This window comes from Streptomyces sp. NPDC097107 (assembly GCF_044762405.1).
Taxonomy (GTDB): domain Bacteria; phylum Actinomycetota; class Actinomycetes; order Streptomycetales; family Streptomycetaceae; genus Streptomyces; species Streptomyces thinghirensis.
Genome location: NZ_JBIWEF010000001.1, coordinates 398434 through 414625 on the forward strand (window position 1 = coordinate 398434; position 16192 = coordinate 414625).

Below are 16192 nucleotides of genomic sequence, written 5' to 3' on the forward strand. Positions count from 1 at the left end.
GCCCGCGGGGCGGAGCCCCAGATGGGCTCCGCCCCGCGTCCCTGACGCTGGCGCAGTGTCCGGCACCAGAAGGTGCTCGTCACATGATCGGGTCGGGCTCCCGGGCCAGGTCGGCCGCGCCCACCAGGCCGGCCTTGTTGCCGAGCCGGGCGGCGACCACGTCGGCCACCGGGCGCCAGTTGCCGCCGACCAGCCACCGCTTGTACGACTTGCGGATCGGGTCGAGGACCAGGTCGCCCTCGTCGGAGAGGCCGCCGCCGACGATGAAGGCGGACGGGTCGAAGAGGGAGGCCAGGTCGGCGAGTCCGGCGCCGGCCCAGCGGGCCAGTTCGCGGTAGGAGTCGACGGCGACCGGGCAGCCCTGGCGGGCGGCGACCGAGATGTGCTTGCCCTCGATGCCGTCCGGGGTGCCGTCGCCGAGCGCGAGCAGCACCTCGGCGCGCTCGGGGGTGGCGTTGGCGCGCTGCTTGGCGTAGCGCACGAGGGCGCGGCCGGAGGCGTACTGCTCCCAGCAGCCCTGGGAGCCGCAGCCGCACAGCAGGCCGTCCGGCACCATGCGGATGTGGCCGAACTCGGCGGCCACGCCGAAGTGGCCGCGGCGCAGCTTGTTGCCGATGATGATGCCGCCGCCGAGGCCGGTGCCGAGGGTGATGCAGATGACGTTGCGGTGGCCCTTGCCGCCACCGAACTTGTACTCGCCCCAGGCCGCGGCGTTGGCGTCGTTCTCCACGACGACCGGGAGGCCGACGCGGGCTTCGACCTTCTCCTTGAGCGGCTCCTGGCGCCAGTCGATGTTGGGCGCGAAGTAGACCGTGGAACGCTGCCGGTTGACGTAACCGGCGGCGCCGATGCCGACGCCGACGATCTCGTGTCCCACGCGGGCGCCTTCCACCGCTGAGGCGATGGCGTCCACGATGGCCTCGGGCGTGGTGGGGGTCGGCACCTTGTGGGTCGAGAGGATGTTGCCTTCCTCGTCGACCACGCCGGCCGCGATCTTCGTGCCGCCGATGTCGACGCCGATGGTGAGTCCCATGAATCCCTCAGTTCGGTCGAGCCCCGCTAGGGCCAACCGTACCCGAGGGCGGTGTCAGTCCAAGTCGATGCGCTGGCCCGGGCCGGTGCCCTCGTCGCCGTCGTCGCGTCCGGTGTCGCTTCCGTCGTCACGCGGTTCGTCCAGGTCACGGGGGCCGCGGGGGTCGTCCCCGGGGGCCCCGGTGGTCCCGGTGGTCCAGCGGCGCTCCTGGTTCTCGACGGCGGAGCGGTAGGCGGCGAGGAGTTCGCCGCCGGCGGCCGCGAGGTGGTCGAAGACGTCCGGGTTGCGCTCGATGACCGGCTCGACGGCGGCCTTGGCCTGCTGGACGACCTGCCGGACCACCTGCTGGGCGGCCGGTCCGGCGACCTGGCCGAGCAGCGGGGACTGGAGGCCGGACAGCTTGTCGGCGACGGTGTCGACGAGGCGGCGCAGCTCCTCGGCGGCCGAGCCGGGCGGCGGCCCGTACTCGGCCCGGCGGCGGGCCTTCTCCGCCTCCAGGTCCTCGGCGCACGCCGTCGCCCAGGCGTCGGCGTCGGCCGGTCGTGTTTCGCCGGCCCCGTCGGCCTCGTCGGGGCGAGGGGCCTCGGACGGGGGGAGCTCTTCGCTCATGACGGACTCCTGACTACGGTTCGTCCTTACGACGTTACCCGAACGGGTGCGGCGCGTTCAGCGGCTCCGCGGCCACAGTCTCGGGTCCGGCGCGAACCGGACGGCTAGCGTGCCCTCCCGCAGGGCGGCCCCTTCGACCGTGCAGCGGCGCAGCGCGGACGGCAGCGGGACGATCCGGCGGAACGGCCCGGCGGTGACGACCAGTTCGTCACCGCGGCGGACCAGGTCGAGTCCGTCGCGGGTGGCACCGGGCAACGGGATGTGCCAGACCAGCACGCCGTCGTCGGCCAGCCGGTCGGTGACGGGCCACTCGACCGGGGGGACGTCCCGGTTGACGTCCGGCGCGTCGAGCGCCGCGAGGTCGTCCCCGCCGCGCGGGTCCCGTCCGAGGTGGGTGACGGTGCGGACGTCGTACGCGCCCTGCCACTCCTCCAGCGTCTTGCGCTGCTGGGCGAGGGGGCCGACGAGCCAGCTGTCCGCCGGGGTGTCCTCGGGCAGGACTCGGTTGGCGACCAGCAGGTCGGTGCGCAGGCCCCGCAGGGCCAGGCCGAGGGTGGTGGAGCGGACGGCGTCGGCACCGGCCGGGCCCGGCTCGGCGACCAGCCGTACGACGGTGTTCCGGTCGGCGACGACGGCCTCGGCGGCGGCGAGTTCCAGGTCCCAGCGGGCGGCGGCCTCGTACAGCGCCTCGGCGGGCATGGGGACGCCGGCGAGCCGGCCGAGGACGGGGCGCAGGGCGCGGGCCGCCTGCCGCTCGGGCGGGAGGAGACGGCGCAGGTAGCGGCGCAGTTCCTCGGGCAGGGCGAGCAGCGCGAGGGCGCGCGGCGCGGGCGGGAGGTCGACGACGAGGAGTTCGTGGCGATCGGGGCCCTCGGCGAGGGCGGCGTCGCGCAGGGCACGCAGCAGCGCGAGTTCGTCGGCGCCGGGCAGGGGGGTGAGTTCCTCGGGGTCGAGGCGGCCGGCGCCGAGGAGGTCGAGCGCGGAGGCGGCACGGTCCTGGAGGGCGGCGAGGTCGTCCCGGAACCCCTTCGCGGCGTCGGGCCGCCAGGCGGTGAGGCGGGGTTCGACGGTGATCGGTGCGGGGCCGCCCGCGGGCATCCCGAGCACGGCGCCGAGGGTGTCGTCGCGGTCGGCGCCGAGGAGCAGGGTGCGGGTGCCCTGCCGGGCGGCGGCGAGCGCGGTGGCGGCGGCGACGGTGGTACGGCCACTGCCGCCGGGGCCCGTGATCAGGATGGTGCGCATGGGGGTGAACGGTACCGGTGCCTCGGCGGCGCGGGGTGCGGGTGCCGGGGGTGCGCAGCCCGGCGTCCTGGGCACCGCACGGCATGGCGCAGCCCGGCGTTGCGGGGTGCCTCCCCCACTCTCGGCTTCTCCACCACGCCCGACTTCGCTCGCGCGGGGACCCCCATGGGCGGGAGACCCCCACGGGCGGGAGACCCCCACGGGCGGGAGGAGCCCCCACCGGCCCACCCGTGCCGCCCGGGGGGGGACCTCCCGCCCAGGCCGTTCAGGCACTCCCCGCCGGACTCGACCCCGGCCGGCCCGCCGGGGGAGGCACGACTGCCCGCAGCTAGGCCGACTCCACTCGCTTCTTCAGGCCGGCCAGGGCGCGGTCGATGATGACCTTCTCGGCCTTGCGCTTGATCATGCCCAGCATCGGGATCTTGACGTCGACCGTGAGCCGGTAGGTGACCTCCGTGCCCGTGCCGGCCGGGCGGAGCAGGTAGGAGCCGTCCAGGGAGCGCAGCATCTGGGACTTCACCAGCGTCCAGGACACCTCGTGCTCGCCGGTCCAGGTGTACCCCAGCGTCTGGTCGTCCTTGATCGCCCCGGCGTCCATGACGAGTCGGACCTGCTCGGCACGCCCCTGCGCGTCGGTCGCGAGGACCTGCGCCTCCTTCACCTCACCGGTCCAGTCCGGGTAGCGGGCGAAGTCGGCGATCACCGCCATGACGTCGGCCGGTGCCGCCTCGATCGTGATGCTCGAGCTGGTGTGTTCCGCCATCGCTGTGGCTCCTCCAGATGCGGGCCGGTACTGAGGGTCGTCATGCGCCGGGTCGTCGTGCACCCGTGGCGCGCACGTGTGTGCCGCGTGAAGGCTATCGCGCACGGGCGGCGCGAATGTCACCACCTACTGCGCAGGTCCGGCCGCCGGGACGCCGCCCCGGCTCACCACTCCAGCGCCCACGGCCGCCCCGTCGACGCGAAGTGCCCGACGTTCACGCACTCCGTCGCCCCGATCCGCATCCGCCGCACCAGCGGCTGGTGGACGTGCCCGAACAGGGCGTAGCGGGGACGGGTGCGGCGGATCGCGTCCAGCAGCGCGCGGCTGCCCCGTTCGAAGCGCCGCGCCACCGTGTCGTAGACCAGCTCCGGCACCTCCGGCGGGATGTGCGTGCACAGTACGTCCACCTCGCCGACGGCCTCGATCTTCGCGGCGTACTCCTCGTCACTGATCTCGTACGGCGTGCGCATCGGGGTGCGCAGGCCGCCGCCGACGAAGCCGAAGACGCGGCCGCCGATCTCCACCCGTTCGCCGTCGAGCACGGTGGTGCCGGGGCCTGCGTACTCACGCCACAGGGGCGGCATGTCGACGTTGCCGTAGGTGGCGTAGGTCGGGGTGGGGAAGGCGGCGAACAGCTCGGCGTACTGCTTGCGCACCGCCCCCTCGATCAGCTCTCGCCGGTCCCCGCCGACGCCGGCCCAGAGCCGCGCCCCGAACTCCCGTGCCTCGGCGAAGCGGCGGGCGGTGCGCAGTTCGACGATGCGGTCGGCGTTCGCGGCGCCGAACAGGTCGGGGAAGATGCCGCGCGTGTGGTCGGCGTAGTCGAGGAAGAGAACCAGGTCGCCGAGGCAGATCAGGGCGTCGGCGCCCTCGCCGGCCCTGGCCAGGTCGCGGGCGTTGCCATGGACGTCGCTGACCACATGGACGCGTGTCCTCGTGTTACCGGGCGGTGTGGGTGCCATGGCGATCAAGCGTAAGCAGCGCGTGGCTCTCGTGAACAGTGGCGATCGGACCTGCGGTTACTGGCTGGTCGGTTGATCCGTCGACTACTGTGCGCAAAGGAAACCCCATCCGTGTGACGCAGCGAACATCTCGCGGGGACCCCCTGTCGGAGAAGCCATACCGACGGGTAACGTCCGGGCAGTCCAGTCGTGCTCTGGTTTTCAACATGTGAATCGGCATGTGATCCAACATGTGATCAGCGTGTGATCTCCCGAGCACTTGCCCGAGCCTTGGACCGCACCGTCGCATCGCACAACGTCGTGGCGCCGGCGCCTTATGAGGAGCAGCAGTTTTGCGCGAGTTCAGCCTTCCGGCTTTGTACGAGGTCCCTGCGGACGGAAACCTGACCGACGTCGTCCGCAGAAACGCCGCGCAGCACCCGGACGTCGCCGTCATCTCCCGCAAGGTGGCCGGCGCGTGGCAGGACGTGGCCGCCCGCGATTTCCTCGCCGAGGTGCAGACCGCCGCCAAGGGCCTCATCGCCTCCGGGGTCCAGCCGGGCGACCGGGTCGGCCTGATGTCCCGTACGCGCTACGAGTGGACCCTGCTGGACTTCGCGATCTGGTGCGCGGGCGCGGTCACCGTGCCGGTGTACGAGACCAGCTCGTCCGAGCAGGTGCAGTGGATCCTCAGCGACTCGGGGGCCACGGCGTGCGTCGTGGAGTCGGCCGGGCACGCCGCCACCGTCGAGTCGGTGCGCGAGCAGCTGCCCGCCCTCAAGCACGTCTGGCAGATCGACTCCGGGGCCGTGGAGGAGCTGGGGCGCCTGGGCCAGGACGTCACGGACCGGGCCGTCGAGGAGCGCGGCTCGATCGCGAAGGCCGACGACCCCGCGACCATCGTCTACACCTCCGGCACCACCGGCCGCCCCAAGGGCTGCGTGCTCACCCACCGCAGCTTCTTCGCCGAGTGCGGCAACGTCGTCGAACGCCTGCGTCCCCTCTTCCGCACGGGCGAGTGCTCCGTCCTCCTCTTCCTCCCGCTCGCCCACGTCTTCGGCCGCCTCGTCCAGGTCGCGCCGATGATCGCGCCGATCAAGCTGGGCTGCGTCCCGGACATCAAGGACCTCACCGACGAGCTGGCCGCGTTCCGGCCCACACTGATCCTCGGTGTGCCGCGCGTCTTCGAGAAGGTCTACAACTCGGCGCGCGCCAAGGCGCAGGCCGACGGCAAGGGCAAGATCTTCGACAAGGCCGCCGACACGGCGATCGCCTACAGCAAGGCCCTGGACGCCCCCTCGGGCCCGTCCGTCGGCCTGAAGATCAAGCACAAGGTCTTCGACAAGCTCGTCTACGGCAAGCTCCGCACGGTCCTCGGCGGACGCGGCGAGTACGCCATCTCCGGCGGCGCCCCGCTCGGCGAACGCCTCGGTCACTTCTTCCGCGGCATCGGCTTCACGGTCCTGGAGGGCTACGGCCTGACCGAGTCCTGCGCGGCCACCGCCTTCAACCCCTGGGACCGGCAGAAGATCGGCACGGTCGGCCAGCCGCTGCCCGGCTCCGTGGTGCGCATCGCGGACGACGGGGAGGTGCTGCTGCACGGCGAGCACCTGTTCAAGGAGTACTGGAACAACCCGGGCGCGACCGCCGAGGCACTGGCCGACGGCTGGTTCCACACCGGCGACATCGGCACCCTCGACGAGGACGGCTACCTCTCGATCACCGGGCGCAAGAAGGAGATCATCGTCACCGCCGGCGGCAAGAACGTCGCCCCGGCCGTCATAGAGGACCGCATCCGCGCGCACGCGCTGGTCGCGGAGTGCATGGTGGTCGGCGACGGGCGGCCGTTCGTGGGCGCGCTGGTCACCATCGACGAGGAGTTCCTCGGCCGCTGGTGCGCGGACAACGGCAAGCCGGCCGGTTCGACGGCGGCGTCGCTGCGGGAGGACCCGGATCTGCTCGCCACGATCCAGTCGGCGATCGACGACGGCAACTCGGCGGTGTCCAAGGCGGAGTCGGTGCGCAAGTTCCGGGTGCTGGAGGCCCAGTTCACGGAGGACTCGGGGCACTTGACGCCTTCGCTGAAGCTGAAGCGGAGTGTCGTGGCCAGGGATTACGTGGACGAGATCGAGGCGATCTACTCCAAGTAGGGGCGCCTGTCGGGGTGCCCCCTGATCGCTTCGGGCGGGTGCGGGTGCGGGTGCGTCGTGGCTTGCCGCGCCCACGCGGCGGAGCCGCACCATGACACAGCACCGCGCCCCTGAGCGGCGTATCCTGCCCGGCGTCCCGAAGGCATCCCCGCTACAGCAGCGCCTTCAGGTGCTCCGCGAGCAGGTCCCATCGCCACTTCTCCTCGACCCAGGCCCGGCCGCGCTCGCCCATGCGGCGGCGCAGTCCGGGGTCGGCGAGGAGCGTGACGACGCGGTCGGCGGTCTGGTGCTCGTCGCCGCCGCGCACCACCCACCCCGTCTCGCCGTCCAGTACCGCGTCCGGCGCACCGCCCGAGTCGCCCGCGACCACGGGCAGGCCGGTCGCGGAGGCCTCCAGGTAGACGATGCCGAGGCCCTCGACGTCGAGGCCGCCCCGCCGGGTCCGGCACGGCATGGCGAAGACGTCCCCGGCGCCGTAGTGCGCGGGCAGCTCGGACCAGGGGACGGCGCCGGTGAAGTGGACGGAGGCGGCGACGCCGGTCCCGGCGGCGAGGCGGCGCAGGTCCTTCTCGTAGGGGCCGCCGCCGACGATCAGCAGTACGGCGTCCGGCTCGGCGGCCAGGATGCGGGGCATCGCCCGGATCAGGGTGTCCTGGCCCTTGCGCGGCACCAGCCGCGAGACGCAGACCACGACCGGCCGTTCGGTGAGTCCCAGCCGGGCCCGCACCTCCTCGCCACCGCTGCCCGGGTGGAAGGTCTTCTCGTCGACGCCGGGCGGCAGCTGCACCATCCGCGCGGCGGCGCCCGGGGTGAGCGCGCCCGCGATCCGCGAGCGCGTGTACTCGCCGAGGTAGGTGATCGTGTCCGTGGACTCCCCGATCCGGCGCAGCAGTTGCCGGGCGGCGGGCAGCTGGGCCCACCCGGCCTCGTGGCCGTGGGTGGTGGCGACGAGCCGCTCGGCCCCCGCCCTCCGGAGCGCCGGCGCCATCAGCCCGAGGGGCGCCGCCGCCCCGAACCACACCGACGTGCACCCGTGCTCGCGCAGCAGCCGGACGGCCGTACGGGTCGCGCCCGGCGTCGGGAGCAGCATCGTCGTGCGGTCGCGCACGACGGTGAAGGGCTGCTCGGCGTCGAAGGCGGCGGTGGCCTCGGCGCCCTCGCGGCCGCGCTTCCAGGTGGAGGCGTGGACGACCAGCCGCTCGGGGTCCAGCCGTAGCGCCATGTTGTGCAGGAAGGCCTGGATGCCGCCCGGGCGGGGCGGGAAGTCGTTCGTCACGATCAAGGTCTTGCGCACGCCGCCGACCCTACCGAACCCGCCGCGCGGGCCGCGGGCCCGGCCGGCCCCCGGTGGCACACGCACAGGTGTCCGGGTCATCATGGCCGCGGAGCACGGTACGCGGACGGGCAGGGAGCACGTGGAGACCACGGACGCGAGGCGGCCGGCGGCGCGGCTGCTGACGGCCTGGGCCGCCACGCGGCTGGTGCTGCTGCTCTTCGTGCTGAAGGTGCTGGTCTTCCCCGGTCCGGACGTCACCGGCGACGTGTCCGTGATCTACCGGGACTGGTACGACGTCCTGCGTACCGGAACGTTTCCGCTGGACGACGTCACCTGGCAGTACCCGCCCGCGGCGGCCTTCGCCATCCTCTCCCCCGCGCTGCTGCCCTTCCTGGAGTACGCGACGGCCTTCTTCGTCCTGGCCTGTGCGGCGGACCTGGCCGTCCTCGCGCTGCTGTGGCGCGCGGGGCGCGGTTCCGGGCGCTCGCCGCGCGGGGCGTGGGTGTGGGTGGCGGGCGTTCCGCTGCTCGGTCCGACGGTGTACGCCCGCTACGACGTGATGGTCACCGCCGTCGCGGTGGCGGCGCTGCTCGCCGCCGGCCGGCACCCGCGCGTGGCGGGGGTCCTGGCCGCGCTCGGGGCGCTGCTGAAGGTGTGGCCCGCGCTGGTCCTCCTCGGGATGCGCGGGCGGGCGCCGTGGGCCGCGGCGGCGCTCGGCGGGGCCGGTCTGGCGGCGCTGTTCGCGGTGACGATGCCGGGGGCGTTCGCGTTCCTGACGTTCCAGCGGGACCGGGGCACCGAGGTGGAGTCGCTGGGCGCGCTGGTCTTCCACGTCGCCCGGCACTTCGGCTGGGACGGCGAGGTGCTGCTCAACTACGGCTCGGTCGAGTTCCTCGGCCCGTACGTGGGCGCGGTGAGCACGGTCGCCCTCGCCCTGACCGCCCTGGCCTTCGGCTGGCTGCTGCTGTGGCGGCTGGCGGCCTCGCGCTTCGCGGCGCACACGGCGGCGGACGCGGCCTTCGTGGCGGTGCTGATGTTCACGGTCACCAGCCGGGTGATCAGTCCGCAGTACATGGTGTGGCTGATCGGCGTCGCCGCGGTCTGCCGGTGCTTTCGCGCGAGCCGCATGCGGGTACCGGTCGCCCTGGTCCTGGCGGCGAGCCTGGTGACGGTGCTGGAGTTCCCGGTCTGGTTCGCGCAGGTCGTCGCGAGCGATCCGCTCGGCATCGCGCTGCTCGTCGTCCGCAACGGCCTGCTGGTCGCCGCGGCGCTCCTCGCGGCCCGCGCCCTGTGGCGCGACACGGCGCCGCGCGGGAATCCCGTACCGGCGCCGCCGACCCGCGCCGCCCGCACCGGCCAGGCGCCGGCCCCGTCCTGAGCGGACGGCGTCCGCACGGACCCGTGAGGCGACGAGAGCGAAGCGCCCTCAGTCGAACTCCGCCCGCAGATACTCCCGCCACCGTGCCGTGAACTCCTCCGGCGTCGTCGCGAGCACCTCGTCCATCGCGTCCTCGACCGCGCCCGCGCGCTTCTCGTGCCCGCCCACGGCGCGGTAGAAGGCGTCCAGGCGGTCCTCGCCCCACTGGTCGGCGATCATGCGGCAGGCCAGCCAGCCGCCCTCGTAGGCGCGGGCCAGTTCGTCCGCGTCGGCGGTGAAGCCGAAGTCCTCGTCGGTGGGGAGACTCGCGGGCACGCGGCCCTCGGCGACCGCGCCGGCCATCTCGGGGGCGGCCTCGGCGGGGGCGCGGTCGCCGTCGCGGTAGCCGACCCAGTCCGCGTAACCCTCGGACAGCCACAGCGGGGTGGCGGCGGTGGTGTCGGCGCGGGTGGCGACGTGGGTGGTCTCGTGGGTGAGCACGACCTGTTTGCCCAGGTCGCCGAGGAGCCCGTACGCGTCGGGATTGACGATGATCCGGTCCGCCGGCGCCCGCTCCCGGCCGCCCGTCTCGCCGGTGGTGACCGCCGCGATGCCCCGGTAGGAGGAGGCGGGCGAGCCGAGCAGGCCCGCCATCCCCTCCAGCGACTTCGGGACGAGTACGACGACCCGGCGGGCCCAGTCGCCGTCCCAGGCGTCCGACACCGCCGGCACCGCCCGGTCGGCGAGGTCGGCGTAGCGGCGCAGCGCCCCGGTGGACTGCCCGACGCCGAGCACGAGGCCGTGCGTGCCCCGGACGACCTCGACCGCGCCCTGGTCCCACGGCTGCTGGCCGGACCGCTCCGCGGGCCGGTCGGAGTCGACGGTCCACCGCCCGTCCGCTCCGTCCCGGCTCAGCCGCACGGTGCGGCCGGTGGCGACGGGGCCCCGGTCGTGGCCCTCGATGCGGTAGCGCAGCTCGACGTCGGCGGTGGCGGTGTCGCCGGTGCGGTCCACGCCGGTCACGCGGTACGACCAGGCGGCCAGCGGCACCTCACCCAGGTTGTCGAAGCCGGCTCCGGTGCCCGTACGCGTGTAGGCGGCCCGGTCGTGGTCGAGGACGGCTTCCGCACGCCGGTCCAGTACCCGCTGCACCTCGGCCGGGACGGGGTCGGCGGCGGCGCGGCCGCCGCAGGCCACGAGGGAGACGAGCAGCAGGCACAGCGCCACCACCGAGGAACCCGACACCCGCCTTCGACCAGCCACCTCCCGATCGTACGGGCGGCCGGCCGGCGGGGGCAGCGGGCGCAGCGACCGCAAGGGCCGCGAGGGTCAGACCCGGGTGACCGAGGAGACCGGCATCATGCCGACCGGGTCGCTGCGCACGGGGGCGCCGGGGTAGGGCGCGTGGATCACCTGGCCGTTGCCGACGTACATGCCGATGTGGCTGGCGTCGTCGCGGTAGGCGACCAGGTCGCCGGGCCGGGCCTGGGCCAGGGACACCCGCTGCCCGGCACCGGACTGCGCCTGCGAGGTACGCGGCAGCCCGACCCCGGCCTGCGCGTACGACCACTGGGTCAGGCCCGAGCAGTCGAATCCGGTGGGCCCGTTGGCGCCCCAGACGTAGGGCTTGCCGAGGGCGGAGCGGGCCGCGGCGACGGCGGCCGCCGCGCGGCCGGAGACGGGGCCGGCGTCACCCGGGGCGGGCAGGTCGGTACGGCCGGAGCGGGAGCCGCGGTCGTCGGCGGCGCGTTCGCCGTCCGGAAGGGAGTTGAGCAGTTCCCTGGCCTTCGCGAGCTTTCGCTCCACGGTCTTCTTGTGGGCGGCGACGGCCTTGCGGCCCTTCTCCAGCTCGGTGAGCTTCCGGCCTGCCTCGGCGCGGTCCTGGGCGAGGTCGCGCATGGCTCCCTGGAGTTCCCTGAGTTCACCGGCCTGGTGGCTGGTGATCCGGTCGAGCACGGAGGCCTTGTCCAGGTAGTCGTCCGGGTCGGCGGAGAGCAGCAGCGCCAGCGACGGGTCGATGCCGCCGGAGCGGTACTGGGCGCCGGCCAGCGAACCGAGCGCGTCCCGCATGGTGTTGATCCGCTCCTGCTGCCTGGCGATCGAGTCCTGCGCGGTGCTGACCTCCTCGCGCAGGGCGTCGGTGCGCGCGTCGGCCTTGTTGTAGGCCTCGGTCGCCTGCTCCGCCTCCGCGTAGAGCCGGTCCACCTCCGCCCGCCGGTCGTCGTGCGGGGTGGCCGTGGCCGGTACGGCACCCAGGGCCGCGGCGGCGACGGAAAGCAGGCCGACGGCGGCGGTGGCGCCGCGGTCGAGCCCGGTTGGTGCAAGGCGGCGATGGAACCCCACGGGAAGCCGCACTCCTTCCGCTGGCGGACAGGGAAACGCGGCAGACAGTAACCCCGTGACGGGGCACCGGCCAACGACCTCGAAGGCGCGCGCAGCACGACGCCCCGCCGCTGACGCAGGTCATCGGCGGGGCGGAGGTCAGAAGGCCGTACCGTGATTCGCCCGAACGGGCGGCATCGCGAGGGCGGCTGAAGGGTTTACGGGAGGCGGCGGTTCAGACCCGCACGCCGAACATGAACGGGCCGCCGATGGTGTTCATCGACTCGTAGCGGACGACCGTGCCGGTGCGCGGCGCGTGCAGGACCTGGCCGTTGCCGGCGTAGAGGCCGACGTGGTGCAGGTCGTTGAAGAAGAAGACCAGGTCGCCGACCTGGAGGTCGCTCATCGAGGAGATGCGGGTGCCCGCGCCGGTCTGCGCCTCGGAGGTGCGCGGGATGCCGACGCCGGCCTGGGCGTAGGCCCAGGAGGTCAGGCCCGAGCAGTCGAAGGAGGAGGGGCCGGTGGCGCCGTAGACGTAGGGCGTGCCGATCTTGCTCTGGGCGGCGGCGAAGGCGGCGGCGGCCCGGCCGGAGGCGGGCTTCCCGCTACCGCCGGTCAGGACCTCGCGCTCGCTGCTGCGGGTGGCGCGCTGCTCCTCGGCGGCGAGGGCGGCCTTCTCCGTCGCGGTGAGCGTGTTGAGCAGCTTCTGCGCGGAGGAGAGCTTGCCCTGGACTTCCTTCTTCTTCTTGCCCAGTTCGGTGCGGGTGGAGGCGAGGTCCTTGAGCTTCTCGGTGGCCTCGGAGCGCTGCTGGGCGAGGTCGCGCTGCTTGTCCTGGATCTTCTTCAGCGCCTCGACCTGCTGACCGCTCAGCTGGTCCAGGGTGGAGGCCTTGTCCAGGTAGTCGTCCGGGTCGGCGGACAGGAACAGCTGGAGGGAGGGGTCTATCCCACCGGAGCGGTACTGGGCGCTGGCCATCGAACCGAGGCCGTCGCGCAGCTCGTTGAGCTCCTCCTGGCCGCGGGCGACGTTGTCCTGGATGGTGGAGATCTCCTTCTGGAGCTTCTCCTGCTTCTCCTTGGCGCCGTTGTACTTCTCGGTGGCCTGTTCGGCCTCCGTGTAGAGCTTGTCGACCTTGGCCTTGACCTCGTCCTTGCTCGGCTTCTCACTCGGAGCGGCATTGGCGGCCTGCGAGCTGAGAGCGACGGCGGCGGCGGCAGCGGTGGTGAGCACGGTCACGCGCGTGCGGCTCGGCTGCTTGGGACGACGGTGGGACGCCACGGAGACGAGCTCCTTCTTGAGAGGGATCACCCGTGCGAGGGTTCGATGGCTGACCCTAGTGACCCACTCGTGATCAGTTCAAATCCTCCGCCGAAATATCCCGGTTACGCACCGCATTCTTTGCCACAACTCACCTGCAGTTACCTTCACTTGACGCTACGTTGCGTGACGGTTCCGTCAATTCGGGCATAGAACACCTACGTTGCGGTTGCCACGAAAGTGAAGCAGGAGGTCGGCGCGGAGCTAGGAGAGCCGCTTGAGGAGCACCGCGGACGCCACCGGTCGTGCGCCGGCGCGCGCCACGCCGTCGGCGACCTCGCGGTCGGTGGAGACGACGATGACGGGCCGGCCCGGCGGCTCGGCCCGCACCATCTGGCGGATCAGCTCGTCGGCCGTGACCCCGGGCTTGGAGAACAGCACCCGCACCCCGCGCGGCGGCGCGAGCAGCACCGGTGCCACCAGTTCGGCCCCGTCGAAGACGCAGGTCATCTCGGCACCGGTCTGCGCGGCGAGCTGGGAGAGCTGGCCGAGGAGCCTGAGCCGCTGCTTCTCCAGCGGCATCTGCGGATAGCCGGTCTTGGTGACGTTGTAGCCGTCGACGACCAGGTGCGCCTGGGGCAGCGCGAGCAGCTGGTCGAGGATGGCGGGGTCGTTCTCGGACAGGGCGCGGGCGGCGATGTCCTTGGGCGTCATCCGGCCGGGTTCGACCGCGTCCACCGTCTCGGCGGGCCGCACCGACACCGGGGGCAGCGCGAGTTCCCGGCGCAGCCCCTGCGTGGCGTCCAGCAGGGTGTCCAGCAGCAGCCGCACCCGCATGTCCTCGACGCTGCGCCCCTCACGGGCCGCCTTGCGGGTGGCTTCCAGGGCGGCCTCCGCCTCCGCGAGCCGGGTCTTGAGCCGCCGGCTCTCGCTGTCGGCGGCGGAGACCTGTGCGTGCCCCTCGGCGCGGACCGCGTCCATCTCGGCCCGGACCTTGCGCAGCGCCGCCTCGCCGCGCTTGACGTCGCTGAGGGCCGAGCGCAGCTTGCGGTGCAGCGACTCGGACTCCTTCTTCGCCGCGTCCAGCTCGGCGCGCAGCCGCTCGGTCTCGGCCCTGGTGTGCTCCCGGGCCCGGGCCAGCTCCTCGTGCAGCCGCTCCAGCTCCGCGCGGCTCTCCTCGTCGGCGCGCTCGGCGTCCGCGCGCTGCGCCTCCTCGCCGGCGGCGGTCACCAGCTTCACCCAGCCGTGCGGGCGCAGCACGTAGGCCGCGGCCGCCACGTCGAGCGGGTCCGCGGCGGGCGGCGGGGAGGCGGCCTCCAGGGCCCCAGCCAGTTCCGGCTGGGTCTCTCTGAGCTTCTCGCCGATGCGCTGACGGAACAGGGGGTCGGCCTCCACGGCGGCGGCCATGGCGTTGCCGGCGAACTTGGCCCTGCGGTTCGGGGCGAACCGGGCGTACTGTCTCAGCTGGGCCGGCAGTTCGCCGAGGGTGAGTCCGCCGAAGCCCTCGGACACGATCTGCACGACCCTGCGGCGCACGCCGTCGGGCAGCGGCCGGTCGAGCACCTCGGCGGTGCCGTCGCCCGGCTCCCCGCCATGTGTCTCCACCATCCGTCACCCCAATGCCTCTGCGTGACCCCGTGCGGGATCACCTCATGCGGGGGCCGCTCCGGTCAGGAGGCGGCACCCGGCCTGTCCACGAGTTCCACCTGGTCCACGGCGTTGCACCAGCGGCACCGCACCGACTCGATGGTCTCACTGAGCACCTCGCGCTCCTCGACCTTCGGCTCACCGGCCAGATCGAGGTGCACGTACTCGACGACCTTCGAGGCCCGGGTCACGTCGAAGCGGGTGAGGTTGCCGCAGAGGGTGCAGCGCCACCGCGTCGTCTCGGTCGGCAGGGGAACCGTCATCGTGGCTGTTCGCTCTCTTCCAGTGTCGGTGCCGCGCCGGGCTCCCCCGGTGCGTGTGGCTCGTAACCCTACGGCCTGGCGGGTACCCGACGCCCGCGTGTCCACGGCGGCGAGGCGGTCCGGGTAGTCGCGTCCCGCTACGTCATGCTTTGTATCCATGATCCGTAGTTGGAGCACGGCAGCTCTCACCAGGTCGGTGAAGACGGTCAGAACACCGGGCACGCCCCGCACGAGCCGGGGCCGGTCGGCACCGGTGACGTACGGGCTGATCACCCTGTGCTGTCTGCTGTTCCTGGTCAGCCCGGCGGCGGGCCTCAATCCGGTGTACGGCACCGGCGACGAACTGCTCGCCGCGCAGCGCGCCTACTTCCGGCGCTGGGGCGTGATCCCCGCAGAACTGTTCGAGGACTCCCCCGGATCGGCGCTCACCCCCGCCACGGCGCTGTTCGTCCACGGCAGCTGGGTGCACCTGCTGGGCAACATGCTCTTCCTCTACGTCTTCGGCGCGATGACCGAGGAACGGATGGGCAGACTCCAGTTCGCCCTGTTCTACCTCGGCTGCGGCTACCTGGCCCTGCTCGGTTACGCGGGGGCCAACGCCCACTCCCAGCAGTCACTGGTGGGCGCCTCGGGGGCCATCTCCGCGATCCTCGGCGCGTTCCTCTTCCTCTTCCCGCGCGCCCGGGTGACCAGCCTCCTGCCCTTCCTCTTCTTCCTGCCGCTGCGCTTTCCGGCCTGGATCGTCCTGCCCTTCTGGGCCGGCCTCCAGTGGACGGCGGCGGGGCGGGCCGGCGACGGACCGGGGGTGGCGTACCTCGCGCACCTGGTCGGCTTCGGGCTGGGCTTCGTCTTCGCCTGGGTGCGGTTCGGGCGTGCGACTAGAGTGCAGAGTGTTCCAGTGGCGGCTTCCGAGGGAGACAAACAGCCGTGATCAGCGCGATCGTCCTCATCAAGACCAGCGTGGACCGGATCCCCGAGATCGCGGAGCAGATCGCCGCGCTGGAGAACGTCAGCGAGGTCTTCTCCGTCACCGGCACCTACGACCTGATCGCCATGGTGCGGGTGAACGAGCACGAGGACCTGGCTGAGGTCATCCCCGGCCGGATCAGCAAGATCCCTGGCGTGGAGGGCACGGACACGCACGTGGCGTTCCGGACGTACTCGCAGCACGACCTGGAGGCGGCGTTCGCCATCGGGCTCGACAACTAGGCGGTGTCGTTCGGATCATGCCGGGATCGCGGGGGCCGGCACGCACATCTGCCGCGTTGTCGTCGGTTGCCAGGGCTCCGCCCTGCCGCCCTCCCCGCCTCTCAGCCGCACGCACCGGACCC

General features: G+C 73.0%; 15 protein-coding genes. 4 read left to right on the forward strand and 11 right to left on the reverse strand.

The genetic code is table 11. The features are described 5' to 3' along the window. Positions 1-79: 79 nt before the first annotated feature. The 5 genes from ACIQ1J_RS01880 to ACIQ1J_RS01900 all read right to left on the reverse strand — a co-directional run bounded on the left by ACIQ1J_RS01880 (position 80) and on the right by ACIQ1J_RS01900 (position 4609). Entirely contained in the window at positions 80-1033 is a 954-nt protein-coding gene (locus ACIQ1J_RS01880; protein ID WP_210958928.1) for an ROK family glucokinase, read from the reverse strand. Positions 1034-1087: 54 nt separating this feature from the next. Further along, positions 1088-1642 carry a DUF5304 domain-containing protein gene (locus tag ACIQ1J_RS01885; RefSeq protein ID WP_403553234.1) on the reverse strand — a complete coding sequence of 185 codons (555 nt, stop codon included), beginning with the start codon at positions 1640-1642 and terminating at the stop codon, positions 1088-1090. 57 nt (positions 1643-1699) lie between these two features. Further along, entirely contained in the window at positions 1700-2884 is a 1185-nt protein-coding gene (locus ACIQ1J_RS01890) for an ArsA family ATPase (protein WP_403553236.1), read from the reverse strand. 328 nt (positions 2885-3212) lie between these two features. Continuing rightward, positions 3213-3647: an SRPBCC family protein gene (locus ACIQ1J_RS01895; RefSeq protein ID WP_121746587.1), complete on the reverse strand. Its 435-nt coding sequence runs from the start codon at positions 3645-3647 to the stop codon at positions 3213-3215. A 164-nt stretch (positions 3648-3811) separates the two neighbouring features. Next, complete coding sequence (locus tag ACIQ1J_RS01900; protein WP_310873764.1) at positions 3812-4609, reverse strand: metallophosphoesterase; 798 nt, start codon at positions 4607-4609, stop codon at positions 3812-3814. 332 nt (positions 4610-4941) lie between these two features. Here ACIQ1J_RS01900 and ACIQ1J_RS01905 point away from each other — a divergent pair, with 332 nt between their 5' ends. Then, the gene (locus ACIQ1J_RS01905) at positions 4942-6738 is read left to right on the forward strand and encodes an AMP-dependent synthetase/ligase (RefSeq protein WP_403553239.1); all 1797 of its coding nucleotides are present in this window, start codon (positions 4942-4944) and stop codon (positions 6736-6738) included. A gap of 151 nt (positions 6739-6889) precedes the next feature. On the opposite strand, the gene ACIQ1J_RS01910 is transcribed toward ACIQ1J_RS01905, so the two are convergent. Then, positions 6890-8032, reverse strand: coding sequence for a glycosyltransferase family 4 protein (locus ACIQ1J_RS01910; RefSeq protein ID WP_403553241.1), 1143 nt, complete (start codon positions 8030-8032; stop codon positions 6890-6892). Between the two features lie 121 nt (positions 8033-8153). On the opposite strand from ACIQ1J_RS01910, the gene ACIQ1J_RS01915 reads away from it, so the two are divergent. Then, positions 8154-9392, forward strand: a complete 1239-nt coding sequence (locus ACIQ1J_RS01915; RefSeq protein ID WP_403553794.1) for a glycosyltransferase 87 family protein — start codon at positions 8154-8156, stop codon at positions 9390-9392. Between the two features lie 48 nt (positions 9393-9440). Here ACIQ1J_RS01915 and ACIQ1J_RS01920 read toward each other — a convergent pair whose 3' ends face one another. The 5 genes from ACIQ1J_RS01920 to ACIQ1J_RS01940 form a co-directional block, all read right to left on the reverse strand. Next, positions 9441-10634, reverse strand: coding sequence for a hypothetical protein (locus tag ACIQ1J_RS01920; RefSeq protein WP_403553243.1), 1194 nt, complete (start codon positions 10632-10634; stop codon positions 9441-9443). A gap of 66 nt (positions 10635-10700) precedes the next feature. Next, a complete protein-coding gene (locus tag ACIQ1J_RS01925; RefSeq protein ID WP_403553245.1) occupies positions 10701-11714 on the reverse strand; it encodes an NlpC/P60 family protein in 1014 nt (337 codons plus the stop codon). Between the two features lie 214 nt (positions 11715-11928). Then, complete coding sequence (locus ACIQ1J_RS01930; protein ID WP_403553795.1) at positions 11929-12972, reverse strand: NlpC/P60 family protein; 1044 nt, start codon at positions 12970-12972, stop codon at positions 11929-11931. Positions 12973-13215: 243 nt separating this feature from the next. Then, positions 13216-14559, reverse strand: a complete 1344-nt coding sequence (locus ACIQ1J_RS01935) for an NYN domain-containing protein (RefSeq protein ID WP_403553247.1) — start codon at positions 14557-14559, stop codon at positions 13216-13218. 62 nt (positions 14560-14621) lie between these two features. Continuing rightward, positions 14622-14861, reverse strand: coding sequence for a hypothetical protein (locus ACIQ1J_RS01940; RefSeq protein ID WP_043373838.1), 240 nt, complete (start codon positions 14859-14861; stop codon positions 14622-14624). Between the two features lie 157 nt (positions 14862-15018). On the opposite strand from ACIQ1J_RS01940, the gene ACIQ1J_RS01945 reads away from it, so the two are divergent. After that, on the forward strand, positions 15019-15792 hold the full coding sequence (locus tag ACIQ1J_RS01945; RefSeq protein ID WP_403553250.1) for a rhomboid family intramembrane serine protease: 774 nt from the start codon (positions 15019-15021) through the stop codon (positions 15790-15792). After that, positions 15789-16070, forward strand: coding sequence for an Lrp/AsnC family transcriptional regulator (locus ACIQ1J_RS01950; protein ID WP_055416531.1), 282 nt, complete (start codon positions 15789-15791; stop codon positions 16068-16070). Before ACIQ1J_RS01945 ends, ACIQ1J_RS01950 begins: the two co-directional genes overlap by 4 nt. Positions 16071-16192 lie beyond the last annotated feature (122 nt).

Coding starts and splice junctions, on each gene's coding strand:
- ACIQ1J_RS01885 (WP_403553234.1), bottom strand. CDS start 1,642: ATGAGCGAAGAGCTCCCCCCGTCCGAGGCCCCTCGCCCCGACGAGGCC.
- ACIQ1J_RS01940 (WP_043373838.1), bottom strand. CDS start 14,861: ATGACGGTTCCCCTGCCGACCGAGACGACGCGGTGGCGCTGCACCCTC.
- ACIQ1J_RS01935 (WP_403553247.1), bottom strand. CDS start 14,559: ATGGTGGAGACACATGGCGGGGAGCCGGGCGACGGCACCGCCGAGGTG.
- ACIQ1J_RS01900 (WP_310873764.1), bottom strand. CDS start 4,609: ATGGCACCCACACCGCCCGGTAACACGAGGACACGCGTCCATGTGGTC.
- ACIQ1J_RS01890 (WP_403553236.1), bottom strand. CDS start 2,884: ATGCGCACCATCCTGATCACGGGCCCCGGCGGCAGTGGCCGTACCACC.
- ACIQ1J_RS01880 (WP_210958928.1), bottom strand. CDS start 1,033: ATGGGACTCACCATCGGCGTCGACATCGGCGGCACGAAGATCGCGGCC.
- ACIQ1J_RS01895 (WP_121746587.1), bottom strand. CDS start 3,647: ATGGCGGAACACACCAGCTCGAGCATCACGATCGAGGCGGCACCGGCC.
- ACIQ1J_RS01945 (WP_403553250.1), top strand. CDS start 15,019: ATGATCCGTAGTTGGAGCACGGCAGCTCTCACCAGGTCGGTGAAGACG.